Source organism: Pseudomonas sp. S3_B08, assembly GCF_054667725.1.
The window spans coordinates 4450382-4474209 of sequence record NZ_CP162750.1 but is presented as its reverse complement, the minus strand read 5'-3'; the positions used below and the strand labels follow the sequence as shown (position 1 = coordinate 4474209).

The following is a 23828-nucleotide window of genomic DNA, read 5'->3' as shown; positions in this document are numbered from 1 at the left end:
CAAGGAGAATTGGCATGACCAGCAACAACCCGCAAACCCGCGAGTGGCAAGCGCTGAGCAGCGATCACCACCTGGCCCCGTTCAGCGACTTCAAGCAACTGAAAGAGAAAGGCCCGCGGATCATCACCAACGCCAAGGGCGTTTATCTGTGGGACAGCGAAGGCAACAAGATCCTCGACGGCATGGCCGGCCTCTGGTGCGTGGCGATCGGTTACGGTCGCGATGAACTGGCCGATGCCGCCGCCAAACAGATGCGCGAACTGCCGTACTACAACCTGTTCTTCCAGACCGCACACCCGCCGGCACTGGAACTGGCCAAGGCGATTGCCGACGTGGCGCCAGAAGGCATGAACCACGTGTTCTTCACCGGCTCCGGCTCTGAAGGCAACGACACCATGTTGCGCATGGTCCGTCACTACTGGGCGATCAAAGGCCAGCCGAACAAGAAAGTCATCATCAGCCGCAAGAACGGTTATCACGGTTCGACCGTGGCCGGCGCGAGCCTCGGCGGCATGACCTATATGCACGAGCAGGGCGACCTGCCGATTCCGGGCATCGTCCACATCGCCCAGCCGTACTGGTTTGCCGAAGGCGGTGACATGTCGCCGGAAGAGTTCGGCATCTGGGCGGCCAATCAGCTCGAAGAAAAGATTCTCGAAGTCGGCGTCGACAACGTCGGTGCCTTTATTGCCGAGCCTATTCAGGGTGCCGGCGGCGTGATCATTCCGCCCGACACTTACTGGCCGCGCATCAAGGAAATCCTCGCCAAGTACGACATCCTCTTCGTCGCCGATGAAGTGATCTGCGGTTTCGGCCGTACCGGTGAGTGGTTCGGTAGCGATTTCTACGACCTTGCGCCTGACATGATGACCATCGCCAAGGGCCTGACCTCCGGCTACATCCCGATGGGCGGATTGATCGTGCGTGATTCGGTGGTGGCCGTGCTCAACGAAGGCGGCGATTTCAACCACGGCTTCACTTACTCCGGGCACCCGGTGGCAGCCGCGGTGGGCCTGGAAAACATCCGCATCCTGCGCGACGAAAAAATTATCGAGAACGCCCACAACGAAACGGCACCGTATTTGCAGAAACGTCTGCGCGAGCTGAACGATCACCCGTTGGTGGGTGAAGTTCGCGGCGTCGGTCTGCTGGGGGCGATCGAGCTGGTGCAAGACAAGGCTACGCGCAAGCGTTACGAAGGCAAGGGCGTGGGCATGATCTGCCGGCAGTTCTGCTTCGACAACGGCCTGATCATGCGCGCAGTCGGCGACACCATGATCATCGCGCCGCCGCTGGTGATCAGCAAAGCCGAGATCGATGAGCTGGTTACAAAAGCACGCAAGTGTCTGGACCTGACCCTCAATGCGCTGCAGGCCTAGGTGCTAGGCTTTGGGCGGGGGAGCTGCGGCGCACTCGCTCAAAGCTGTCAGAAAGGCTGGTCTTTTGTTGAAAGACCGCCTCGGATCTTGCCAGACTAGCCGCGGTTCCAGTTGTCCGGGTTCGGCCGCTGAACAAAGTGGTTCAAAAAAGAAAAATTTGGAGCATGACGCATGAAGGCATTAGGTAAAAAGCTAGCTGGCAAGACTCTGCTCGCGCTGTCCATGGCGGGCATGATGGCGGGTGCGGTGCACGCGGACGACAAGGTGCTGCACGTCTACAACTGGTCCGACTACATCGCGCCGGACACCGTGGCCAACTTCGAAAAAGCCACCGGGATCAAAGTCGTCTACGACGTCTTCGACAGTAACGAAACCCTGGAAGCCAAGCTGCTCGCCGGCAAGTCCGGTTACGACATCGTGGTGCCTTCCAACAACTTCCTCGCCAAGCAGATCAAGGCCGGGGTTTACCAGGAGCTGGACAAGTCCAAGCTGCCGAACTGGAAAAACCTCGACGAAGACCTGCTCAAGGCCGTTGGCGACGCCAGCGACCAGGGCAACAAACACGCCTTCCCGTACATGTGGGGCTCGATCGGCATCGGCTACAACCCGGCCAAGGTCAAGGCTGCGCTGGGTATCGACAAGATCGATTCGTGGGACGTGGTGTTCAAGCCGGAAAACATCGAGAAACTCAAAAGCTGCGGCGTGAGCTTCCTCGATGCCCCGACCGAAATGATTCCGGCGGCATTGCACTATCTGGGCAAGCCGACCAACAGCAAGGACAAGGCTGATCTGAAGGCCGCCGAAGACCTGTTCCTGAAGATCCGTCCTTCGGTCGCCTACTTCCACTCTTCCAAGTACATCTCCGACCTGGCCAACGGCAACATCTGCGTCGCCGTCGGTTACTCGGGTGACCTGGAGCAATCCAAGACCCGCGCCCAGGAAGCCGGTGACAAGGTCAAGCTGGCCTACACCATTCCGAAAGAAGGCGCCGGTACTTTCTACGACATGGTCGCCATTCCCAAGGATGCCGAAAACGTCGAAGCCGCCTACAAGTTCATGAACTACCTGCTGGAGCCGCAAGTGATGGCCGGCATCACCAACGCCGTGCGTTTCCCGAACGGCAACAAGGCGGCAACGCCTCTGGTGGACAAGGACATCACCAGCGACCCGAGCATCTATCCTTCGGCTGAAGTGAAGAAGCAGCTCTATGCGATCAGCGATCTGGACGCCGCCACACTGCGTCTGATCACCCGCAGCTGGACCAAGATCAAATCGGGCAAATAAGCCGGTTTGTCGCCACAACCACTGGCCGTCGTCGTCGCGATGGCGGCCAGCGGATAATTAAATGACAGAAAGTTTTGCTGGATCGGTTTTTCGAGGGTAAGTTGCGCGCCGGTTTTGTTGTCGGGCAGCCATGGCTGTCATGCAGCGCGGGGCAACTTGGGCCCAATCAATTTAGAGGACCTCCACTTGCCTGTATTTTCTTCTTTGCGCAAAGCCCTGCTGGCCGCTGCCGGCCTGACAATCGCTGTCGGAGCCCAGGCTGCCGGTACGGTGCATATTTATAACTGGTCCGATTACATCGGCGAATCGACTCTGGCCGACTTCGAGAAAGAGACCGGGATCAAACCGGTCTACGACGTTTTCGACTCCAACGAAACCCTGGAAGGCAAGCTGCTCGCCGGGCGCACCGGTTATGACGTGGTCGTGCCGTCGAACCACTTTCTTGGCAAGCAGATCAAGGCGGGCGCGTTCCAGAAGCTCGACAAGGCGCAGCTGCCCAATTATTCCAACCTCGACCCGGTGCTGCTCAAGCGCCTGGAGCACAACGATCCCGGCAACCTCTACGCCGTACCGTATCTGTGGGGCACCAACGGCATCGGCTACAACGTCGACAAGGTCAAAGCTGTGCTGGGCGTCGACAAGATCGATTCCTGGGCCGTGCTGTTCGAGCCGGAAAACATCAAGAAGCTGCACAGCTGCGGTGTCGCGTTCCTCGATTCGGCTGACGAAATGATGCCGACCATGCTCAATTACCTGGGCCTGAACGCCAACAGCACCAACACCAAGGACTACGAAAAGGCCACCGCCAAGCTGCTCGCGGTGCGTCCCTACGTGACCTATTTCCATTCGTCGAAGTACATCGGCGATCTGGCCAACGGCGACATCTGCGTGGCCATCGGTTTCTCCGGCGATATCTTCCAGGCGAAGAACCGTGCCGAGGAAGCCAAGAAGGGCGTCAACATCGCCTATTCGATTCCGAAAGAGGGCGGCGCGCTGTGGTTCGACATGCTGGCGATCCCCAAGGATTCGTCCAACGTCAAAGAGGCCCACGCCTTCATCAATTATTTGCTGAAACCTGAGGTGATCGCCCAGGTCAGTGATTACGTCGGTTACGCCAACCCCAATCCGGGTTCGGACAAGCTGATGGAACAATCCATTCGCACCGATGAAGCGGTTTACCCACCGCAAGCAGTCCTCGACAAGACCTACGTGTCGACCGAGTTGCCAGCCAATATTCAGCGTTTGATGACCCGTAGCTGGACCAAGGTCAAGTCGGGCAAATAACGCACAAACTATCCAGGGTTCGTCTTGCGGGGCGAACTGCTGCTTCTGTTGGGAGTTTCGTAAATGGCAGTTGCCTCCGGCGCCTACAAGAAAGCCCTCGAGGGCGACCAGACACCAAAACAGGTGCTGGTCAAAATCGACCGGGTCACGAAGAAGTTCGACGAGACGATTGCCGTGGACGACGTGTCCCTGGAAATCAAGAAGGGCGAAATTTTTGCTCTGCTCGGCGGTTCGGGATCGGGCAAATCCACCTTGCTACGGATGCTGGCAGGCTTCGAACGGCCCACGGAAGGGCGGATTTTCCTCGACGGCGTCGACATCACCGACATGCCGCCGTACGACCGTCCGATCAACATGATGTTCCAGTCCTACGCTTTGTTCCCGCACATGACCGTGGCGCAGAACATTGCCTTCGGCTTGCAGCAGGACAAGATCCCCAAGGCCGAGATCGACGCCCGCGTGGCCGAGATGCTCAAGCTGGTGCAGATGAGCCAGTACGCCAAGCGCAAGCCGCATCAACTGTCCGGCGGCCAGCGTCAACGCGTGGCCCTGGCCCGTTCGCTGGCCAAGCGGCCGAAGCTGTTGCTGCTCGACGAACCGATGGGCGCACTGGACAAAAAGCTGCGTTCGCAGATGCAGCTGGAACTGGTGGAAATCATCGAGCGCGTCGGCGTGACCTGCGTGATGGTGACCCACGACCAGGAAGAGGCCATGACCATGGCCGAGCGCATCGCCATCATGCACCTGGGCTGGATTGCGCAGATTGGTAGCCCGATTGACATCTACGAAACCCCGACCAGCCGTCTGGTCTGCGAATTCATCGGCAACGTCAACATCTTCGAAGGCGAAGTGATCGACGACGCCGAAGGCCACGCGACCATCACCTGCAAGGACCTCGACCGGCAGATCTACGTCGGCCACGGCATCAGTACCTCGGTGCAGGACAAGTCGGTCACCTACGCGATTCGCCCGGAAAAACTGCTGGTCACCGCCGACATGCCGACCTGCGAGTACAACTGGTCGAGCGGCAAGGTCCACGACATCGCTTATCTGGGCGGGCACTCGGTGTTCTACGTCGAATTGCCGAGCGGCAAACTGGTGCAGTCGTTCGTCGCCAACGCCGAACGTCGCGGCGCGCGTCCGACCTGGGGCGATCAGGTCTACGTGTGGTGGGAAGACGATAGCGGCGTGGTACTTCGCTCATGAACATGCGCAAATTCAAACGCCGTATAAACCGAATCATCCCCAATGGCCGGCAGCTGGTCATCGGGGTGCCGTTCATCTGGCTGTTCCTGTTCTTCATGCTGCCGTTCTTCATCGTTCTGAAGATCAGCTTCGCCGAAGCCGACGTGGCGATCCCGCCGTACACGGAGATCTACACCTACGCCGAGCAGAAGCTGCAACTGCTGCTGAACCTGGGCAACTACGCGTTGCTTGGCGACGACGAACTGTACATCGCCGCCTATCTCGGCTCGCTGAAAATGGCCTTTATCAGCACCGTGCTCTGCCTGCTGATCGGTTACCCGATGGCCTACGCCATCGCCAGCGCGCGCAAGGAGCTGCAAACGGTGCTGGTGCTGCTGATCATGATGCCGACCTGGACGGCGATCCTGATCCGCGTGTACGCGTGGATGGGCATCCTCAGCAACAACGGCCTGCTCAACGGCTTCCTGATGAGCATGGGCCTGGTCGACGAGCCGCTGCAGATCCTCAACACCAACCTGGCGGTGTACATCGGGATTGTCTATTCGTACCTGCCGTTCATGATCCTGCCGCTGTACGCCAACTTGGTGAAGCATGATCAGAGTCTGCTGGAAGCCGCGTCGGATCTGGGTTCGAGCACCTTCAACAGCTTCTGGAAAATCACCATTCCGCTGTCCAAGAACGGCATCATTGCCGGCTGCATGCTGGTGTTCATTCCGGTGGTCGGCGAGTTCGTGATCCCGGAACTGCTCGGCGGCCCGGAAACCCTGATGATCGGTAAGGTGCTGTGGCAAGAATTCTTCAACAACCGCGACTGGCCGGTGGCGTCCGCCCTGGCGGTGGTGATGCTGGCGATCCTGATTGTGCCGATCATTCTGTTCAACCGCAGTCAGGCCAAGGAAATGGAGGGTAAAGAATGAAGCGCTTCCGTTTCTCCAGCCTGATGCTGGTACTGGGTCTGATCTTCATCTATCTGCCGATGCTGATCCTGGTGATCTACTCGTTCAACGCCTCGAAACTGGTGACGGTGTGGGGCGGCTGGTCGATCAAGTGGTACGTCGGCCTGCTCGACAACTCGCAACTGATGGGCTCGGTGCTGCGCTCGCTGGAAATCGCCTGTTACACCGCCGTGGCGGCGGTGGCACTGGGTACCCTGGCAGCGTTCGTGCTGACCCGTATCACCCGCTTCAAGGGCCGTACGCTGTTCGGTGGCCTGGTGACTGCGCCGTTGGTGATGCCGGAAGTGATCACCGGTCTGTCGCTGTTGCTGCTGTTCGTGGCCATGGCCCAAATGATCGGCTGGCCGCAGGAGCGCGGCATCGTCACCATCTGGATCGCCCACACCACGTTCTGCGCCGCGTATGTGGCGGTGGTGGTGTCAGCGCGCTTGCGTGAGCTGGACCTGTCGATCGAAGAGGCGGCGATGGACTTGGGCGCGCGGCCGTGGAAGGTGTTCTTCCTGATCACCATCCCGATGATCGCGCCGTCGCTGGCGGCGGGCGGCATGATGTCGTTCGCGCTGTCGCTGGATGACCTGGTGCTGGCGAGCTTCGTGTCCGGCCCGGGTTCGACGACCCTGCCGATGGAGGTGTTCTCGGCCGTGCGCCTGGGCGTGAAGCCGGAAATCAACGCCGTGGCCAGTCTGATTCTGCTGGCGGTGTCGCTGGTGACCTTCCTCGTCTGGTTCTTCAGCCGCCGCGCCGAAGAAGCACGCAAGAAAGCCATCCAGCAAGCCATCGAAGAAAGCGCCGCCGATTCGTGGAAACAACCGGACGCACGCCGCGCGCCAGCGCCGGAAGCGGCCTAAGCAATATCAGGTTGGCCTCAACCCTGCGGCCAACCTGGTTGTAAATGTGGGAGCGAGCCTGCTCGCGAAGACAGAGTGTCAGTCGACTCACATGTCGGCTGACACAGCGCTTTCGCGAGCAGGCTCGCTCCCACATTTGGAATGCAATCTCCTGTGGGAGCGAGCTTGCTCGCGAAAGGGCCGGTGCAGATTGCATCAATCTATTGCGCAGCCCGCGCAGGCAACAGCTTCAACGTACTGCGCGTATTCGCCAGCACCTCTTCCTCGCTGAAATGCGCCTGCACATAAATTCCCTCCACATACGCCTCGGCCTGATCGTCATAGTGACTGTCCAGCGGCACGCCACTCTGGCCGACCGGATTGATCGTCAGGCCATGTACCGGATCGGCGAAGTCCACCAGGCGTCGGGTCGACGGTCCATACGTCACCGGCCATGGCGCCGGGCCGATTTTTGCCGAGAGGTTGTTCGGCACTTCATGACTGCCCGGCGCCGCGAACGGGCCGACGTTGAACAGGCGATCCAGCGGCTTCTGCTGCCCCAGCGGATGGCCGTGAGTCAGAGTGTGCGCCGCGCCCCACTGCCAACCGGCCACGTTATCGCCGAGGGTCAGTTTCAGATGCGCCATGCTTGCCGCCCACGCCGTGCGCACGACATCGGCGCGGGTTTCTCTGGCCGGCGTGCTGCGATTGTCCCACCACGGTGAGTCCGCCTTGGCCGCCAGGCGTGGCAGCGCGGAGTCGATCACCCGCGTCGACAGCAGTGTTTCGAAGAAGTCGTTGCCCAACTCATCGCGCATCGCCGCATCGGCAAGGTCGTAGAGGAATTGGTTGAACACCGTCGCGCTGACGGAATTCAGCGGATAGTCGCCGGGCCATTGCGCCAATTGCTCGACCAGTTTGAGCTGCGCCGGATCACTCACCACCTCACGCAACACCGGCAACAGCGGCGCCAACAGACGCGGGCCGTAACCGGTCGCGGTGCCCAGTTGCAGTTGCTGGTTGGCCTCGTTGCTCCACTTCACCCGGTTGTCGCTGAGCTGACGGTCAAGCTGCTGACCACGATCGGCAAGGTTGTAGTAACCGGGGATCTCCATGCCGGTCGGCGACACGGGCTGGAAGTTGGCCGAGACGATATAGCCGCGCGCCGGATTCTCTTCCTGCGGGTTGGCGCTGAACGGGTAGTAACCGTCCTTGTCCGCTTCAGGCGTGCTGCCGTCGAGGATGAAGCCCGGTTTCACCCCGGCCGGACGTTTGGGCAGCAGGGCCGAGGCCCACCAGGCGATATCGCCTTTGGCGTTGGCGTACACCAGATTCAGGCCCGGCGCCTGCACCTTGGCCGCTGCCGCGCGGGCCTTGGCCAAGGTGTCGGCGCGGTTGAGCTGGTAGAAGCCGTCGAGGATCGGGTTAGGTGTTTCGAGGAAGGCCCACCACATCGCGATCGGGGTCTTGCCGGCGGCGCTGCCAAGAGCATCGTTGACGATTGGCCCGTGCGGGGACTGGCGCAAGGTGAGAGTCACCGGCGCCTGACCCTTTACATTGATCTGTTGTTCGCTGACGAGCATCTCGGTCCACTGGCCGCGATACCAGACCTGATTGGGATTGTCCGGGTTGACCTTCTCGGCGATCAGATCGAGGTCATCGTTCTGGAACATGGTCAGGCTCCAGCCGAAATCGAGGTTGTGTCCCAGAAACGCGAACGGCACCAGTGCCTGATGATGGCCGTACAACTCGAAACCCGGCGCCGACAACTGCGCCTCGTACCATACCGACGGCACCGAGAAACGGATATGCGGATCGCCGGCCAGCAATGGCTTGCCACTCTGACTGCGGCTGCCGGCAATCACCCAGGCGTTGCTGCCCTCGAACTGCGGCAGGCCGTTGTCGAGCAGCGCCTGTTCGCTGAGGCGGGCGAGGGCGGTGAGGTCCTGCCAGTCGCCAGCGGCGAGGGCCGGTGCGTGCCGGGTGTGATTGGTGGCCAGAACGCCTTTGGCCTGCCAGTCGAGATCGAAGACATTGAGGTAATCGGCGCCGAGCTGATCGCGCACGTAGGTCAGCAGCGGCTCGGTGCGAAACGCAGCGGCAAAGCTGTAGGCCATGTAGCCGGCGACGCTGATGCTGTCTTCGGCAGTGAACGGCCGCTTGGGGATGCCCAGCACGTCGAACTCGATCGGCGCGGCGTGGGTGTCCTGATATTGGTTGATGCCATCCAGATAGGCTTGCAGGCCCTTCCACGCCGGCGACTGCTTGTCGAGGCTGGCGACGTAACTGGCCGCACGCTCGCGGATGCGCAGGCTGCGGAACAGCTTGTCGGTGTCGAGCAGTTTCGGCCCGAGCACTTCGGCCAGCTCGCCCCGGGCGAGGCGGCGCATGGCTTCCATCTGGAACAGACGATCCTGCGCGTGCACATAACCGAGGGCGCGATAAAGGTCGGTTTCGTTTTCGGCGCGGATATGCGGCACACCGCGCTCGTCATAGCGCACGGTCACCGAGCCTTGCAGGTTGCGCAGCTCGACCTGGCCCTGGCGCGTCGGCTGCTTGCTGTAGACATACCCGCCGGCGGCGCAGAGCAGGACAACGATGAGCAGGGCAACAACGGTGAACGCACGCTTCATGGTGACTCCTTGTGCAGGCGGGAGGGCCGCCCATCGGGCTGCAAACATTTATCACAGAGCATCTGTGCGCTGCAGCGCTGTCCTTGAAAAGTCCGGAATGCCTTACTTCGCGTCCGCCGGCCATGGGCAATAACAACCCACCGCCAAGGTGTGAGTAGCATTGACCGGGCGATCTTCCGTCAGGGCATGCAGGATCGGTTCGATAAAGCTCTTGCTGGAGTTGCAGGTCAGGCCTTCGCTGTACGGGCCGAAGTAGGCGAGTTTGCCGCTGCGATCCCAGATCGCCACGGCAGGGCTGGCGGGGATCTGTTCGGCGCCGGGCAGGACGATGATGGTTTTCAGGCTGGCGAGGGTGGCGGGCAACTGGCCGTGGCTGCCGGGCTTTTGCACGGCGAAGAACTCCACGCCACGCGCGCCGAACTGTTCGACCATCTCGCTCAGGTGCTGTTGATTGCCGACGTTGCACGGGCAGGCCGGGTCCCAGAAGTGCACGAGGCGGATATTGCCCGGCCCGGCGAGGTTGTCCGGCAGGCGCAGCGGGTCACCGGAAAATACCGCCGTATGTTCGCTGAACGCGCGCAGATAGCGGCCCTGAAACCAGTCATATGCCGCCCACAGCACCCCGGCGCAGATCAGCGCGAGCAGGCTGGCGAACAGTGCGGTGCGGTAGGGCGAACGCATGATTTCGGAATCTGAAAAGGTTGGCTAGCTTGCCATGCTTGCTCCGACAGATGAATATCGCAGGCCGATAAAGTCCGTTTACCGCTTTGGGATGTGCGCATGCCTGATACTTTCGACCCCGATCATTTACGCGCGAGCCTCAAGCCATTGGCCGAGTGGCAGCCGTTATCGGATGAGGCGAAGGCTTATCAGCGCTTCTACAAGACCGACTTCGCCGAGCGCGATGTCTGGCGCGGCATGGGTCGTTTCGAAGTCGATGGCTACGAGCTGGTCAGCCATTGCTGGTGGCCGGAGAAGGTCAAGGCGACGCTGTTTCTGCTCCACGGTTATTACGACCACATCGGCCTGTACCGGCATGTGATCGAGTGGGCGCTGGATCAGGATTTCGCCGTGATCGCCTGCGACTTGCCGGGCCATGGTCTGTCGAGCGGGCCACGGGCAAGCATTCGTGATTTCGCTGAATACCAGGACGTGTTGCAGGCGCTGTTCGCTGAAGCGAACTCGATCGCGCTGCCGCAGCCTTGGCATTTGTGCGGGCAAAGCACCGGTGGCGCGATTGTCGTCGATCATCTACTCAACCATGGCGAGAACAGCCCGGCGCAGGGGCAGGTGATTCTGCTGGCGCCGTTGGTGCGACCGAGGGCGTGGGGCTGGTCGCAGCTGAGTTATTACCTGCTGCGGCCGTTTGTGCGCGGGGTGGTGCGACGCTTTAGCGAGAATTCCAACGATCCGGATTTTCTGCCGTTTCTGCAGGCCGACCCGTTACAGCCAAGACGTCTGCCAACGAAATGGGTGGGCGCGCTGTCGCGCTGGATCATCCGCGTCGAGCACGCGAAAAAAAGTCCGCGACGGCCGCTGATCATTCAGGGGCAGGCGGACATGACTGTCGACTGGCAGCACAATCTGCAGGTGTTGAAATGGAAGTTCGACCGGCCGCAGATACTGCTGTTGGCCGAGGCACGGCATCACCTGGCCAATGAAACGGCGGAGATGCGTGAGGAGTATTTCGAATTCTTGAGCAAGCGGATCAGGGGCAGGAATCTGTAGCGGCTGTGCGGGTCTCTTCGCGAGCAGGCTCGCTCCCACAGGGAATTCGGGATGCTCACACATTTTGTGTCCACTGATGATCCAATGTGGGAGCGAGCCTGCTCGCGAATGCGATCTTTCAGGCAACGAAGATTATTGGCCGACCGCCAACCCCGCCCGAATCGCCGCCAGTGCCGCCTGGTAGTAAGCCTTGCCCTCGGTCGACTCGGCAAATGTCGCAAACTCTTCCAGCTCTTCATCCGACAAGTCGCGATAGACATAGAGCAGCGTGTTGTTCAGATCGGCGCCGATCTGATCCATCAGGCGCTGGCGCTGACCGTTCAACATGCCCTGTGCCTGTCCGCCGCCGAGCAATCCCGGGATCATCGAACTCAAGCTGTCCGCCGCTACGCCGGCAATCGCCAGACTGACCTCGGCGCCCGCCTCACGGGCCGGCAGGGCCTGGGCGAGATGGCCGATGATCAGCAAGCGACTGTCGCTGGCCTGCATCTTCGGCAGGCCCTGGGCATTTTTTGCCAGTTGATCGCGACGGGTTGCGAGCAATTCGGCGGCGACGATTTTCTTGCCCAGTGGTGACTGGAAGAAGGTCAGCGCCGGTTTCGGGTCGGCGAGTTTCTGCCGCAGTTGCGCTTCGGCACGCTGATCCATGGCCTGCGCGGCGAAGCGCTGATTGCTGTTGTTGACCAGCGCCTGAAATACCGCAGGCGGCAGGCTGTTCTGATAGCGCTGCTGGGCGGCGCTCAGGGCATCGTTGAAATGCGCGCGTTGTTCTGGCCAGCCGGCGACCTTGTACAACTGATCGTGGCCGTCCGCCCAGGCGGGCAATACGCAGAACATCAACAGTGAAAAAAGCAAACGGCGCATAGGGACTCCTGTCAGCAGCGGACTATTGTCCGTGCGGTGCCGGTACTTGTCGAGAATTCGTAGCAAGGCGCTGCGTGGCTCTGTCGGATTTGTTGCCGTCGGCATACTATGCGCGCCATGCCGATATCCTCTGAACACCCGCTGCTGTTACGCATTGTCGACGACCTGGCCGAACACGGCTGGTCGCAGCAGAACATCTTCCTGCCCGCCGATCTGACCCGGGCGCTGGCGGCCGAGTGCCGTAAACGTGAAGCCGAGGGTGAGCTGGCGCCGGCGGCGGTCGGTCGCGGGCCGTTTTCGGAGATTCGCGAGGGTATTCGCGGCGATCACATCCAGTGGATCGACCCGGGTCAGGCCGACGCCACTGACCGCTACCTGAGCCTGATGGACAGGCTGCGCGAGGCACTCAATCGTGGCTTGTTTCTGGGGCTCGAGGATTTCGAATGCCATTTCGCCCTGTACCCGCCCGGCGCGTTCTACCTCAAGCATCTCGACCGCTTTCGCGATGATGACCGGCGCATGGTGTCGGCGGTGATCTACCTCAACGACGCCTGGCTGCCGGAGGACGGCGGACAGTTGCGCATGTACCTGGGCGAAGAACGTGTGCATGACGTACAGCCGACCGGCGGCTGTCTGGTGGTGTTTCTCTCCGGCGAAGTGCCCCACGAAGTGTTGCCGGCCCATCGCGAGCGCCTGTCGCTGACTGGCTGGTTCCGTCGCCGTGGCAACGAGCCGTTCTGAACATGGAAAAGATCCTGGTCAGTCGCTGCCTGCTGGGTCACCGCGTGCGTTATGACGGTGGCGCGAGCGGGCCGTTTGATCTGCTTGAGCAGTGGATCGAAGAAGGGCGCGTGGTGCCGTTGTGTCCGGAGGTGGCCGGTGGATTGCCGACGCCGCGGGCGGCGGCGGAGATTCCCGGCGGGCAGGGCGGTGAGGTGCTGGATGGCATTGCCGCAGTCATCACTACTGAGGGCGAGGATGTCAGCGCGCAATTTCTCGAGGGGGCGCGGCAAGCGCTGGAACTGGTGCAAAAGCACGGCATTCGGGTGGCGGTGCTCAAGGCCAACAGCCCCTCTTGCGGGAATCTGTTGACGTATGACGGCACGTTCAGTGGGGTCAAAGTCAGTGGCGAAGGGGTGACGGCGGCGTTGCTCAAGCGTCATGGGGTTCGGGTTTTCAGTGAACTTGAGCTGGTTGAGGCGGCGGTGACTCTGGCGGCTTTGGACTGATCCGCCATCGTTGCCCTCACCCCAGCCCTCTCCCGGGGGGAGAGGGGGCCGACCGAGGTGTCTGGCGCTGTCCATCGACCTGAAAGACCTTGGCGACCAGAGATTCGACAAAGCCATGATCAGTCGATTTCGGATTCGTTATAGCAATCCCAAGTCGGCGTACCTCTAAAGCATCCCCGGATCAGTTCCCTCTCCCTCCGGGAGAGGGTTAGGGTGAGGGGCTCTTACGGTTTCAACCACTTCTCGGACAGCGCCGCCAACCGCCCATCCGCCTTGATCCGTTCCAGCGCGCTCTTGAGGCTGGCCTGAAATGCCGGATTACCCTTCTGAAACGGGATCGCCAACTCGACCGGCGCTGCCGCTTTCGGCTTCGCTTCGGTCAACGCCTGCACCAGCACCAGCGGCCGCGGCGTCTCGTCCTTCTTTGCCAGCAACTGCCCGTCGACCTCGCCGTACGGCTCGCTGAAGTCGAAACGATCCTTGAGTTCGGGTGTCAGTGCTATGTGGTTGAGCGCGACATCGTATTTGCCGCTTTCAACGCCCTGGAGCAGGTCGCCCTCGTCGGTGACGATGAAGTCGGCGCGTACATCCAGCTCCTGGGCCAGAAGTTGCCCAAGCTCGACCTCGAACCCCGTGAGGGTGTCGCCTTCCTTGTAATTGAAGGGCGGTGTATTAGCCTCAAGGGCTATGCGCAGCTCGCCACGGTCGTTGACGTCATCAATCAGTTCGGCGTGAGCCAGCGGGCTCAGAAGGGGTAGCAGGCAGATCAGGCCAGGCAGCAAGCGCATGGTCACTCCTTTGAAATCATTATCGCGACGCTCTGATTCAGGCTCGCTTTGCTATGGTTGTCGAGTGCCTTCGACAACGAATGGTCATGAAGTTGTCATGGCCGTGCGGATTTTACGGAAAAACTGGAGAAGAAAATGAAAAGCTTTATGTCTCGTGCAGCGTTGGCCGGTGTGCTGATGGGTGTTTCGGTGCTGGCCAGTGCGGCGACACCGGCGCCGAAGGATGCTGAAGTGTTCATCGTTTCTCCCGAGGACGGCGCCACCGTCTCGCAGGAATTCAAGGTCAAGTTCGGCGTCAAGAACGTCGCGCTGGCCCCGGCGGGTGACACCACCAAGAACACCGGCCACCATCACCTGCTGATCGACGTCGACGACCTGCCGGCCGAAGGCGCGCCGATTCCGACTGACGCTCACCACATGCATTTCGGCAAGGCGCAGACCGAAGCCACGATCAAACTGGCCCCGGGCAAGCACACCTTGCAACTGATCCTCGGCGACAGCGGCCACATGCCGTTCGACCCATCGATCGTTTCGGAAAAAATCACGGTCAACGTGAAATAAAAAAAGGGAGCCTTTCGGGGCTCCCTTTTTTATTCAGCTTCAAGTGGCTAGCTGCAAGCGGCAAGTAAAGGCAAAGCGCTTTCACTTGCCGCTTTTAGCTGCTTTTAGAAAAGCACCCGACTACGGATAGTACCGTTGACGTGTTGCAGCTTCTCTTGCGCCAGCTCCGAGTATTCGGCGTCGACGTCGATCACCACGTAACCGACCTTCTCGTTGGTCTGCAGGAACTGACCGGAGATGTTGATGCCGTTTTCGGCGAAGACCTTGTTGATCTCGCTCATCACACCCGGGATGTTCTCGTGGATGTGCAGCAGGCGGTGCTTGCCGGGGTGAGCCGGCAGGGCCACTTCCGGGAAGTTGACCGACGACACCGAGGTACCGTTGTCGCTGTACTTGACCAGTTTCTCCGCTACTTCCAGACCGATGTTGGCTTGCGCTTCGGCGGTCGAGCCGCCGATGTGCGGGGTCAGGATCACGTTGTCGAGGCCACGCAGCGGGCTTTCGAACTCTTCGTCGTTGGAGCGGGGCTCCACCGGGAACACGTCGATGGCCGCGCCGATCAGGTGCTTGTCCTTGATCGCGTCCGCCAAGGCGTCGAGCTCGACCACGGTGCCACGTGCAGCGTTGATCAGAATGCCGCCCTTCTTGATGGCGCGGATTTCCTTCTCGCCGATCATCCACTGAGTGGCGGCGGTTTCCGGTACGTGCAGGGTGACGATGTCGGACATGCCCAGCAGCTCGTGCAGATTGTTGACCTGCGTAGCGTTGCCCAGTGGCAGCTTGGTCACGGTGTCATAGAAGAACACTTGCATGCCCAGACCTTCAGCCAGCACCGACAACTGCGTGCCGATCGAGCCGTAACCGACGATGCCCAGTTTCTTGCCACGGATCTCGAACGAGTTGGCAGCGGACTTGATCCAGCCGCCACGGTGGCAGGAGGCATTTTTCTCAGGGATGCCGCGCAGCAGCAGGATCGCTTCGGCCAGTACCAGTTCCGCTACGGAACGGGTGTTGGAGTACGGCGCGTTGAACACGGCAATACCGCGCTCGCGGGCCGCACTGAGGTCAACCTGGTTGGTGCCGATGCAGAAACAGCCGACCGCGACCAGTTTCTTCGCGTGATCGAAGATCTCTTCGGTCAGTTGCGTGCGCGAGCGGATGCCGATGAAGTGAGCGTCAGCAATCTTTTCCTTGAGCTGGGCTTCCGGCAAGGAACCAGTCAGGTATTCGATGCTGGTGTAGCCCGCCGCCTTGAGGACGTCGACAGCCGATTGGTGGACGCCTTCGAGAAGAAGGAACTTGATCTTGCTCTTATCGAGAGAAGTCTTGCTCATCTGCGTAAACCTGTATCCCGGAGAAAAATGGCAGGGAGGGAGCAGCCTGGAGCTGACCCGCACGGCAACAAAGCCGTCACCGCGGATCTGGCCTTGGGCACTGTCCGGCGGGGTCGGTATGCTAGCATAGCCACCCCGCTAAACACTCATTCCTGCGACGTGAAGCGTTCTCAGGATGACCATGAATTGTTCGAGAGTTCTGTCGATGACCAATCCTGCGCTGATTGATGAACTGAAGACCCTGGTTGAGCCTGGCAAAGTCCTCACTGACGCCGACTCCCTGAACACTTACGGCAAGGATTGGACCAAGCACTTCGCCCCGGCACCGAGCGCCATCGTGTTTCCCAAGACCATCGAGCAAGTGCAGGCCGTGGTGCGTTGGGCCAACACCCACAAAATTGCGCTGGTGCCGTCCGGCGGGCGCACCGGGTTGTCCGCCGCTGCGGTGGCGGCCAATGGCGAAGTGGTGGTTTCGTTCGATTACATGAACCAGATTCTCGACGTCAACCTCACCGACCGCACTGCCGTGTGCCAACCGGGCGTGGTCACTGAGCATCTGCAGAACGTCGCCGAAGAAAACGGCCTGTACTATCCGGTCGACTTCGCCTCGGCAGGTTCCAGCCAGATTGGCGGCAATATCGGCACCAATGCCGGCGGGATCAAAGTGATTCGCTACGGCATGACCCGCAACTGGGTGGCCGGCATGAAAGTCGTCACCGGCAAGGGCGATGTGCTCGAACTGAACAAGGACCTGATCAAGAACGCCACCGGTTACGACTTGCGTCAGCTGTTCATCGGCGCCGAGGGCACCCTCGGTTTCGTCGTCGAAGCGACCATGCGCCTTGATCGCGCGCCGAAAAACCTCACGGCGATGGTCCTCGGTACCGCCGATTTCGATTCGATCATGCCGGTGCTGCATGCCTTCCAGGGCAAACTCGACCTGACGGCGTTCGAATTCTTCTCCGACAAGGCGCTGGCCAAGGTCATGGGCCGTGGCGACGTGCCGGCGCCATTCGACACCGAGTGCCCGTTCTACGCCCTGCTGGAATTCGAAGCGACTACCGAAGAAGTGGCCAATAGCGCGCTGGAAACCTTCGAACACTGCGTAGAACAGGGCTGGGTGCTCGACGGCGTGATGAGCCAGAGCGAAACCCAGTTGCACAATCTGTGGAAGCTGCGCGAGTACATTTCCGAAACCATTTCCCACTGGACGCCGTACAAGAACGACATCTCGGTTACCGTCTCGAAAGTGCCGGCGTTCCTGCGCGAAATCGACGCGATCGTTGGCGAGCACTACCCGGATTTCGAAATCGTCTGGTTCGGCCACATCGGCGACGGCAATCTGCACCTGAACATCCTCAAGCCGGAAAACCTGAGCAAGGACGAGTTCTTCGCCAAGTGCGCCACCGTCAACAAGTGGGTGTTCGAAACCGTCGAGAAATACAACGGCTCGATCTCGGCCGAGCACGGCGTCGGTATGACCAAGCGTGATTACCTGACCTACAGCCGCTCGCCGGCCGAGATCGAGTACATGAAAGCGGTCAAGGCAGTGTTCGACCCGAACGGCATCATGAACCCGGGCAAGATTTTCCCGGTTTGATCGGTAATCTCTGTTGAATCAATAAAGGCAGGAGTCGGTAAATGAGCTATCAGCACCAGTACGTCGACGGCACGCGCATTCACTTCCCGATCGGGAAAGTCGTGTGCATTGGCCGCAATTACGCCGAACACGCCAAGGAACTGGATAATCCGGTGCCGACCGAGCCGCTGCTGTTCATCAAGCCGGGCAGTTGCGTGGTGCCGCTGGAAGGCGGTTTCAGCATTCCGACCGAGCGCGGTTCGGTGCACTACGAAGCGGAAATCGCTGTGTTGATCGGCAAGCCGCTGTCGACCAAACCGAGCCGTGAAGAAGTCCTCGACGCAATCTCCGGTTTTGCCCCGGCGCTGGACCTGACCCTGCGCGACAAGCAAGCCGAGCTGAAAGCCAAGGGCCTGCCGTGGGAAATCGCCAAGTCGTTCGACGGCGCGGCGGTGATCGCGCCGTTCGTGGTCGGCAGCACCTTCGCTGACCTGACCGACATCGGCATCCGCCTGACCATCAACGGCGAAGTGCGCCAGGACGGCAACAGCAGCGCGATGCTCAACCCGATCGTGCCGATGATCCAGCACATGGCCGGCTGCTTCTCGCTGCAGGCCGGTGACGTGATCCTCACCGGCACGCCAGTGGGCGTCGGCCCGCTGAACGTCGGCGATGAAATCGTCCTCGAACTGCCGGGGGCGAGCAGCTTCAGCAGCAGCGTGCGCTAACCGCGGAACCCCTTGCAGGGGGTGAGCTTTGTGGTGAGGGGATTTATCCCCGTTGGACTGCGCAGCAGGCCCCTCTTCAAGATCAAGAGGGGCGCGCTTCGCGCGCCAACGGGGATGAATCCCCTCGCCACAAGTGTGCTGCTGGCAAATGCACACGGCAATCCCGCCATTTCCCGTTTTTTTCACATCCTCTCTGGATAATTCCCGCGATTCTGGCGTCTCAGCCGGCCTCTTTGTGCTATTACCCTTGGCCTGAATTAACGGAACGCATCCCTCGATGGCATCTCGAACTCAGCAGAAATCCCCCTCCCGTTCGCGCTTCGTCCTGCGCTGGTATGTCTGGCTGTTGCTGGTCATCGCCGCAGCCTATGGACTGGCGTTCGCCATGCATTGGGATGATCGCGGCGTGCTGTGGGTGCTGGAGCGCTTCGAGAGCAAGGCCGAGCAAAAGGAGAGTGTGTGGCTGCCGGATTATCAGGTGGTGATCGATGCCAAACCGCTGCCGGGTATGGAAAAGGACGAAGCTTCGGATCTGGCCTATAACCCGCAGACCAAGACCCTGTTCGCGGTGATGGGCAAGAATGCCTTCCTGGTCGAGCTGACGCTTGAGGGCGACGTGTTGCGCAAGATGCCGTTGGTGGGCTGGAGCAATCCGGAAGGCCTGACGGTCATGGAAAACGGTTTGCTGGCCATTGTCGATGAGCGTGAGCATACCTTGTCGATCGTCAAGATCGACGCCGCGACTCGTGAGCTGAACATCGCCGATTTCCCGAAATACGACCTCGGGCCGTCGAAAGATCAGAACAAGGCGTTTGAGGCCATCACGTGGGATCCGCGCAATCAGCGATTGATTCTGGGGGAGGAACGCCCACCGGCGCTGTTCACCTGGAAAAGCGATGGCGGCCAGACCCTGCAGGGCGACAAGCAGAAGCTGGCCAGCGATCAGCTGGATCTGCGCAACCTGTCGGCGCTGGCTGTCGATCCGCGCACTGGCCATCTGCTGGTGCTGTCGGCGGATTCACACCTGTTGCTTGAACTCGACGAGGATGGCAAGCAAGTCAGCTTCATGACGTTGCTTGGGAATTTCAACGGTCTGAAAGACACCATCCCCCGCGCCGAAGGCATGACCATGGATGCGGACGGCACGCTGTACATGGTCAGCGAGCCGAACCTGTTCTACCGATTCGAAAAACACCGGTGATGCCTTCCCTGGAGCTGCCGCAGGCTGCGATCTTTTGATCTTGCTTATGAAAGTCAAAAAATCGCAGCCTTCGGCAGCTCCTACGGCGCTTGGCTTGTGATCTGAGGCAAGTGGCCATTAAGCTTCAGTTCAGACAGGCGTGATATTTCATCGGCCTGTCATGAATCCGAGCCTGCCTGAATGCGTCGACTTGCCCGCCCCAAACCGCTGATTCTCGTCCTGTTGATGATTGTCCTGATTGCGTTGATCGCGATCGGCCAATACCTGCGTCTGTTCGAGCGCGCCTGGTTCAACCTGCACACGCTGTGGCAACCGGTGAGCAGCGAGGCGATCGGGCTCGACCAGTATCGGGTGACGATCGAGGCGCGGCCGATCGAGGGGCTCGACGATGACGTCTCGGCGCTGACCTACGATCCGGTGCGCAAAAGTCTGTTCACGGTCACCAACAAGAATTCCGAACTGGTCGAATTGTCCCTGGAAGGCAAGATTCTGCGGCGCATCGCTCTGGTGGGGTTTGGCGATCCGGAAGCCGTCGAGTACATCAGTGCCGACACCTACGTGATCACCGACGAGCGTCAGCAACGCCTGATCAAGATCCACCTCGAGGCCGACACCACTTTTCTCGATGCCGAGGATGCCGAGCAAATGACCCTTGGCGTGCACATGTCCGGCAACAAGGGTTTCGAAGGGCTTGCTTATGATTCTGTGGGCAAGCGGCTGTTCGTGGCGAAAGAACGCGACCCGATGCTGATCTACGAAGTCCACGGCTTCCCGCATTTCAAACCGGACAAGACCTACGCGGTGCACGTGATCAACAACCCCAAGCGCGATGCCGGAATGTTTGTGCGTGATCTGTCGAGTCTGCAGTACGACGAGCGCAGCGGGCACTTGCTGGCGCTGTCGGACGAGTCGCGGTTGATTATCGAACTGGATGTCGACGGGCGCCCGTTGAGCACCATGTCGATCAGCGGCGGGCGCCAGGGTTTGCAGAAAACCGTGCCGCAGGCGGAGGGAATTGCAATGGATGATGACGGCACGTTGTACCTGGTGAGCGAGCCGAATCTGTTTTACGTGTTCAAAAAACCCACACCAAACTAACTGACATCACAAAACACTGTGGGAGCGAGCCTGCTCGCGAAGGCGGTTGATCAGTCTCTGAATATGTTGACTGACCCGACGCTTTCGCGAGCAGGCTCGCTCCCACAGGTTACTTATCAGCCCATGGCAAGTGGGCAGTCTGTTACTCAGCCTTGAGGGTTTTCACGCCTTCACTGGTGCCCAGCAACAACAGATCCGCCGGACGCGCGGCGAACAGGCCGTTGGTGACCACGCCGACGATGGCATTGATCTGTGCTTCCAGCTCCACCGGGTTGGTGATCTGCAGGTTGAACACGTCGAGGATGATGTTGCCATTGTCGGTCAGCACGCCTTCGCGGTAGACCGGGTCGCCACCCAGTTTGACCAGTTGGCGGGCAACGTGGCTGCGGGCCATCGGGATGACTTCCACCGGCAGCGGGAACTCGCCGAGTACCGGCACCAGTTTGCTGGCGTCAGCGATGCAGATGAAGGTCTTGGCCACAGCGGCGACAATCTTCTCGCGGGTCAGCGCCGCGCCGCCGCCCTTGATCAGGTTCAGGTGCGCATCGCTCTCATCGGCGCCGTCGACGTAGAACTCCAGATCGCTGACGGTATTCAGCTCATACACCGGAATCCCGTGGCCCTTGAGGCGCGCGGCAGTGGCTTCGGAGCTGGCAACGGCGCCATCGAACGCGCCCTTGTGCTGGGCCAAGGCGTCGATGAAGCAGTTGGCGGTGGAGCCGGTGCCGACGCCGACGATGCTCTTGTCGTCGAGTTTCGGCAGGATGAAGTCGACGGCGGCCTGGGCCACGGCCTGTTTGAGTTGATCCTGGGTCATGCGGGCTCCGGAAGCGGGCAAGGGTTGGGCAGAAAGGCCGGCATTATAGGCCTCGCGGTGGTACAGGGGGAAACAAGCTGTGGCGAGGGGATTTATCCCCGTTCGGCGACGCAGTCGTCGTAAAACCCAGGAACGCGGTGTGACTGAAAAAAAGCAGGGGAGCGCTTCGCACTCCAGCGGGGATAAATCCCCTCACCACAACGGTGCTCACTCAAGATTGGGTTTCCAGACCTTAAAACCACCTGTTTAGTGTGGTCGCCTCGGCAAAAGGCGGGTTAGACTCGCTGGTCCCGCCCAATCGCCAGTGATGCTTTCCGATGCTCGAACAGTACGTCAAAAAGATCCTCACCTCGCGCGTTTATGACGTTGCCGTAGAAACCCCGCTGCAGAACGCCCGCCAGCTCTCCGAGCGGCTGGGCAATGACATCTGGCTCAAGCGCGAAGACTTGCAGCCAGTGTTCTCGTTCAAGATTCGCGGCGCCTACAACAAGCTGACGCAATTGAGCGACGAAGAGCGCGCTCGTGGCGTGGTCACCGCCTCGGCGGGCAATCATGCGCAGGGTCTGGCTCTGGCGGCGAAAGTGTTGGGCGTCAAAGCCACCATCGTCATGCCCAAGACCACCCCGGAAATCAAAGTCGAAGGCGTGCGTTCGCGCGGCGGCAAAGTGGTGCTGCACGGTGACTCGTTTCCGGAAGCGCTGGCCTATTCGCTGAAACTGGTCGATGAAAAAGGCTACGTCTACATCCACCCGTACGACGATCCGCACACCATTGCCGGGCAGGGCACCGTGGCCATGGAAATCCTGCGTCAGCACCCGCAGCCGCTGGATGCGATTTTCGTCCCGGTCGGCGGTGGCGGCCTGATCGCCGGTATCGCGGCCTACGTGAAATACCTGCGTCCGGACATCAAGGTAATTGGCGTCGAGCCGGACGACTCCAACTGCCTGCAAGCGGCAATGGCAGCGGGCGAGCGCGTGGTTCTGCCGGCCGTGGGCATTTTCGCCGACGGCGTGGCGGTGGCGCAGATCGGCCAGTACACCTTCGAGATCTGCAAGGATTACGTCGACGAAGTGATTACCGTCAGCACCGACGAGATCTGCGCAGCAATCAAGGATATCTACGACGATACCCGCTCGATCACCGAACCTGCCGGCGCGCTGGGCGTGGCCGGAATCAAGAAGTACGTCGAGCAACGTGGCGTCAGCGGGCAGACTTTCGTCGCCATCGACTCCGGCGCCAACGTCAATTTTGACCGCCTGCGCCACGTCGCCGAGCGCGCCGAACTGGGCGAAGGTCGCGAGGCGATCATCGCCGTGACCATTCCGGAAAAGGCCGGCAGCTTCAAGGCGTTCTGCGAAGCCATCGGCAAGCGCCAGATCACTGAATTCAATTACCGCTACAACACCGGCAGCGAAGCGCACATCTTTGTTGGCGTGCAGACCCACCCGGACAACGATCCGCGCAGCGCCTTGCTGGCGAGCCTGACCGAGCAGGGGTTTCCGGTGCTCGACCTGACCGACAACGAGCTGGCCAAGCTGCACATTCGCCACATGGTCGGTGGCCGCGCCGCGCAGGTGGTCGATGAAGTGGTGCTGCGCTTCGAATTCCCGGAGCGCCCGGGCGCGCTGTTCAACTTCCTCAACAAGCTCGGCGGGCGCTGGAACATCTCGATGTTCCACTACCGCAACCACGGCGCGGCGGACGGGCGTGTGGTCGCCGGCTTGCAAGTGCCGCATGACGAGCGTCATCTGGTGCCGGCGGCGCTGGCGGAAATCGGCTATCCATACTGGGATGAAAGCGATAACCCGGCCTATCAGCTGTTTCTTGGCTGAGCGGCTACGCTGATGGGCATGGATCTACGGATGAGAACGACATGGAAACCCTGACCACCCTGAAAGTCCTTCACGTCGCGGCGACCGTGGTGATCCTCGCGAGCGGGCTGGTGCTCGCCGCCCTGACCTGGCGAAATCGCAGTGAAGGGCCGGCCAGTACGATGCGCCGTCCCTGGCTGTTCATCTGGTGTCTGATGCTGATCGGCATGCTCAGCATGCCCTTCACCGGCTGGTGGTTGGTGCATCTGGTTGGCTGGCCGTTGGGCCAGTTTTGGATTCTGGGTTCCAGCGTGATCTACGCCGTGGCCACGTTCAGTGCGGTCTGGCTGCTGGTCCGGCTGGATCGGCTGTGGACAAGCGGGGTGGGCAATCGCAAGTTCAATCTGGCGCTGGCGATTGTCAGCGGCGTCGGATTTGTCGCCATCGCGGCGTTGATGGGGGCCAAGCCGGTTTAAGGCTTGAGGCCGAGTTGACCCCCATCGCTGGCAAGCCAGCTCCCA

22 protein-coding genes are annotated in these 23828 nt (G+C 60.6%); 16 read left to right on the top strand and 6 right to left on the bottom strand.

What is annotated here, in order from left to right:
- Positions 1-14: 14 nt before the first annotated feature.
- From AB4N73_RS20305 to AB4N73_RS20280, 6 genes are all read left to right on the top strand, one after another.
- Entirely contained in the window at positions 15-1379 is a 1365-nt protein-coding gene (locus AB4N73_RS20305; protein ID WP_095181295.1) for an aspartate aminotransferase family protein, read from the top strand.
- A 171-nt stretch (positions 1380-1550) separates the two neighbouring features.
- Positions 1551-2663: a polyamine ABC transporter substrate-binding protein gene (locus AB4N73_RS20300; RefSeq protein WP_039757472.1), complete on the top strand. Its 1113-nt coding sequence runs from the start codon at positions 1551-1553 to the stop codon at positions 2661-2663.
- A 186-nt stretch (positions 2664-2849) separates the two neighbouring features.
- Complete coding sequence (locus AB4N73_RS20295; protein ID WP_460142474.1) at positions 2850-3947, top strand: polyamine ABC transporter substrate-binding protein; 1098 nt, start codon at positions 2850-2852, stop codon at positions 3945-3947.
- A 63-nt stretch (positions 3948-4010) separates the two neighbouring features.
- Positions 4011-5153, top strand: a complete 1143-nt coding sequence (locus AB4N73_RS20290) for an ABC transporter ATP-binding protein (protein ID WP_016772662.1) — start codon at positions 4011-4013, stop codon at positions 5151-5153.
- A 35-nt stretch (positions 5154-5188) separates the two neighbouring features.
- The gene (locus AB4N73_RS20285) at positions 5189-6070 is read left to right on the top strand and encodes an ABC transporter permease subunit (RefSeq protein WP_460143599.1); all 882 of its coding nucleotides are present in this window, start codon (positions 5189-5191) and stop codon (positions 6068-6070) included.
- A complete protein-coding gene (locus tag AB4N73_RS20280; protein WP_056786237.1) occupies positions 6067-6957 on the top strand; it encodes an ABC transporter permease subunit in 891 nt (296 codons plus the stop codon). Before AB4N73_RS20285 ends, AB4N73_RS20280 begins: the two co-directional genes overlap by 4 nt.
- A gap of 200 nt (positions 6958-7157) precedes the next feature.
- Here AB4N73_RS20280 and AB4N73_RS20275 read toward each other — a convergent pair whose 3' ends face one another.
- Positions 7158-9569, bottom strand: a complete 2412-nt coding sequence (locus AB4N73_RS20275) for a penicillin acylase family protein (protein ID WP_460142473.1) — start codon at positions 9567-9569, stop codon at positions 7158-7160.
- A gap of 102 nt (positions 9570-9671) precedes the next feature.
- Complete coding sequence (locus AB4N73_RS20270; protein WP_460142472.1) at positions 9672-10250, bottom strand: DUF6436 domain-containing protein; 579 nt, start codon at positions 10248-10250, stop codon at positions 9672-9674.
- A gap of 99 nt (positions 10251-10349) precedes the next feature.
- Between AB4N73_RS20270 and bipL the strand changes: the two genes are divergently transcribed.
- Positions 10350-11297: a phospholipase BipL gene (gene bipL / locus AB4N73_RS20265; protein WP_076564480.1), complete on the top strand. Its 948-nt coding sequence runs from the start codon at positions 10350-10352 to the stop codon at positions 11295-11297.
- 132 nt (positions 11298-11429) lie between these two features.
- Here the strand turns inward: bipL and AB4N73_RS20260 are convergent, their stop codons facing one another.
- Positions 11430-12161: a DUF2059 domain-containing protein gene (locus tag AB4N73_RS20260; RefSeq protein WP_024014712.1), complete on the bottom strand. Its 732-nt coding sequence runs from the start codon at positions 12159-12161 to the stop codon at positions 11430-11432.
- A gap of 108 nt (positions 12162-12269) precedes the next feature.
- Here AB4N73_RS20260 and AB4N73_RS20255 point away from each other — a divergent pair, with 108 nt between their 5' ends.
- Together AB4N73_RS20255 and AB4N73_RS20250 are read left to right on the top strand one after the other, a co-directional pair.
- Positions 12270-12902, top strand: coding sequence for a 2OG-Fe(II) oxygenase (locus tag AB4N73_RS20255; protein ID WP_252886953.1), 633 nt, complete (start codon positions 12270-12272; stop codon positions 12900-12902).
- Between the two features lie 2 nt (positions 12903-12904).
- A complete protein-coding gene (locus tag AB4N73_RS20250; protein WP_236167736.1) occupies positions 12905-13390 on the top strand; it encodes a 2-thiouracil desulfurase family protein in 486 nt (161 codons plus the stop codon).
- Between the two features lie 224 nt (positions 13391-13614).
- Here the strand turns inward: AB4N73_RS20250 and AB4N73_RS20245 are convergent, their stop codons facing one another.
- Positions 13615-14178, bottom strand: a complete 564-nt coding sequence (locus AB4N73_RS20245; RefSeq protein WP_095181303.1) for a transporter substrate-binding domain-containing protein — start codon at positions 14176-14178, stop codon at positions 13615-13617.
- Between the two features lie 135 nt (positions 14179-14313).
- Between AB4N73_RS20245 and AB4N73_RS20240 the strand changes: the two genes are divergently transcribed.
- Positions 14314-14739 carry a DUF4399 domain-containing protein gene (locus AB4N73_RS20240; RefSeq protein WP_252882838.1) on the top strand — a complete coding sequence of 142 codons (426 nt, stop codon included), beginning with the start codon at positions 14314-14316 and terminating at the stop codon, positions 14737-14739.
- 104 nt (positions 14740-14843) lie between these two features.
- Here the strand turns inward: AB4N73_RS20240 and serA are convergent, their stop codons facing one another.
- Complete coding sequence (gene serA / locus AB4N73_RS20235; RefSeq protein WP_024014707.1) at positions 14844-16073, bottom strand: phosphoglycerate dehydrogenase; 1230 nt, start codon at positions 16071-16073, stop codon at positions 14844-14846.
- Between the two features lie 205 nt (positions 16074-16278).
- Between serA and AB4N73_RS20230 the strand changes: the two genes are divergently transcribed.
- From AB4N73_RS20230 to AB4N73_RS20215, 4 genes are all read left to right on the top strand, one after another.
- Positions 16279-17673 carry an FAD-binding oxidoreductase gene (locus AB4N73_RS20230; protein ID WP_252879061.1) on the top strand — a complete coding sequence of 465 codons (1395 nt, stop codon included), beginning with the start codon at positions 16279-16281 and terminating at the stop codon, positions 17671-17673.
- Positions 17674-17714: 41 nt separating this feature from the next.
- Positions 17715-18380, top strand: coding sequence for a fumarylacetoacetate hydrolase family protein (locus AB4N73_RS20225; protein WP_024014705.1), 666 nt, complete (start codon positions 17715-17717; stop codon positions 18378-18380).
- Between the two features lie 277 nt (positions 18381-18657).
- Complete coding sequence (locus AB4N73_RS20220; protein ID WP_252877073.1) at positions 18658-19581, top strand: SdiA-regulated domain-containing protein; 924 nt, start codon at positions 18658-18660, stop codon at positions 19579-19581.
- Positions 19582-19761: 180 nt separating this feature from the next.
- A complete protein-coding gene (locus AB4N73_RS20215) occupies positions 19762-20679 on the top strand; it encodes an SdiA-regulated domain-containing protein (RefSeq protein ID WP_056786260.1) in 918 nt (305 codons plus the stop codon).
- A 142-nt stretch (positions 20680-20821) separates the two neighbouring features.
- On the opposite strand, the gene rpiA is transcribed toward AB4N73_RS20215, so the two are convergent.
- The gene (gene rpiA, locus AB4N73_RS20210; RefSeq protein WP_007913886.1) at positions 20822-21496 is read right to left on the bottom strand and encodes a ribose-5-phosphate isomerase RpiA; all 675 of its coding nucleotides are present in this window, start codon (positions 21494-21496) and stop codon (positions 20822-20824) included.
- A 317-nt stretch (positions 21497-21813) separates the two neighbouring features.
- On the opposite strand from rpiA, the gene ilvA reads away from it, so the two are divergent.
- On the top strand, positions 21814-23328 hold the full coding sequence (gene ilvA / locus AB4N73_RS20205) for a threonine ammonia-lyase, biosynthetic (RefSeq protein ID WP_150637035.1): 1515 nt from the start codon (positions 21814-21816) through the stop codon (positions 23326-23328).
- Positions 23329-23369: 41 nt separating this feature from the next.
- A complete protein-coding gene (locus AB4N73_RS20200) occupies positions 23370-23783 on the top strand; it encodes a DUF2269 family protein (RefSeq protein WP_252886951.1) in 414 nt (137 codons plus the stop codon).
- Positions 23784-23828: the final 45 nt, after the last annotated feature.

What these genes read in the sequence shown, in the direction of transcription:
- AB4N73_RS20305 (WP_095181295.1), top strand. Translation starts at nt 15, where the DNA reads ATGACCAGCAACAACCCGCAAACCCGCGAGTGGCAAGCGCTGAGCAGC.
- AB4N73_RS20300 (WP_039757472.1), top strand. Translation starts at nt 1,551, where the DNA reads ATGAAGGCATTAGGTAAAAAGCTAGCTGGCAAGACTCTGCTCGCGCTG.
- AB4N73_RS20255 (WP_252886953.1), top strand. Translation starts at nt 12,270, where the DNA reads ATGCGCGCCATGCCGATATCCTCTGAACACCCGCTGCTGTTACGCATT.
- bipL (WP_076564480.1), top strand. Translation starts at nt 10,350, where the DNA reads ATGCCTGATACTTTCGACCCCGATCATTTACGCGCGAGCCTCAAGCCA.
- AB4N73_RS20290 (WP_016772662.1), top strand. Translation starts at nt 4,011, where the DNA reads ATGGCAGTTGCCTCCGGCGCCTACAAGAAAGCCCTCGAGGGCGACCAG.
- AB4N73_RS20225 (WP_024014705.1), top strand. Translation starts at nt 17,715, where the DNA reads ATGAGCTATCAGCACCAGTACGTCGACGGCACGCGCATTCACTTCCCG.
- rpiA (WP_007913886.1), bottom strand. Translation starts at nt 21,496, where the DNA reads ATGACCCAGGATCAACTCAAACAGGCCGTGGCCCAGGCCGCCGTCGAC.
- AB4N73_RS20245 (WP_095181303.1), bottom strand. Translation starts at nt 14,178, where the DNA reads ATGCGCTTGCTGCCTGGCCTGATCTGCCTGCTACCCCTTCTGAGCCCG.
- AB4N73_RS20200 (WP_252886951.1), top strand. Translation starts at nt 23,370, where the DNA reads ATGGAAACCCTGACCACCCTGAAAGTCCTTCACGTCGCGGCGACCGTG.
- serA (WP_024014707.1), bottom strand. Translation starts at nt 16,073, where the DNA reads ATGAGCAAGACTTCTCTCGATAAGAGCAAGATCAAGTTCCTTCTTCTC.
- AB4N73_RS20220 (WP_252877073.1), top strand. Translation starts at nt 18,658, where the DNA reads ATGGCATCTCGAACTCAGCAGAAATCCCCCTCCCGTTCGCGCTTCGTC.
- AB4N73_RS20275 (WP_460142473.1), bottom strand. Translation starts at nt 9,569, where the DNA reads ATGAAGCGTGCGTTCACCGTTGTTGCCCTGCTCATCGTTGTCCTGCTC.
- AB4N73_RS20260 (WP_024014712.1), bottom strand. Translation starts at nt 12,161, where the DNA reads ATGCGCCGTTTGCTTTTTTCACTGTTGATGTTCTGCGTATTGCCCGCC.
- AB4N73_RS20230 (WP_252879061.1), top strand. Translation starts at nt 16,279, where the DNA reads ATGACCAATCCTGCGCTGATTGATGAACTGAAGACCCTGGTTGAGCCT.
- AB4N73_RS20280 (WP_056786237.1), top strand. Translation starts at nt 6,067, where the DNA reads ATGAAGCGCTTCCGTTTCTCCAGCCTGATGCTGGTACTGGGTCTGATC.
- AB4N73_RS20215 (WP_056786260.1), top strand. Translation starts at nt 19,762, where the DNA reads ATGCGTCGACTTGCCCGCCCCAAACCGCTGATTCTCGTCCTGTTGATG.
- AB4N73_RS20250 (WP_236167736.1), top strand. Translation starts at nt 12,905, where the DNA reads ATGGAAAAGATCCTGGTCAGTCGCTGCCTGCTGGGTCACCGCGTGCGT.
- AB4N73_RS20270 (WP_460142472.1), bottom strand. Translation starts at nt 10,250, where the DNA reads ATGCGTTCGCCCTACCGCACCGCACTGTTCGCCAGCCTGCTCGCGCTG.
- ilvA (WP_150637035.1), top strand. Translation starts at nt 21,814, where the DNA reads ATGCTCGAACAGTACGTCAAAAAGATCCTCACCTCGCGCGTTTATGAC.
- AB4N73_RS20240 (WP_252882838.1), top strand. Translation starts at nt 14,314, where the DNA reads ATGAAAAGCTTTATGTCTCGTGCAGCGTTGGCCGGTGTGCTGATGGGT.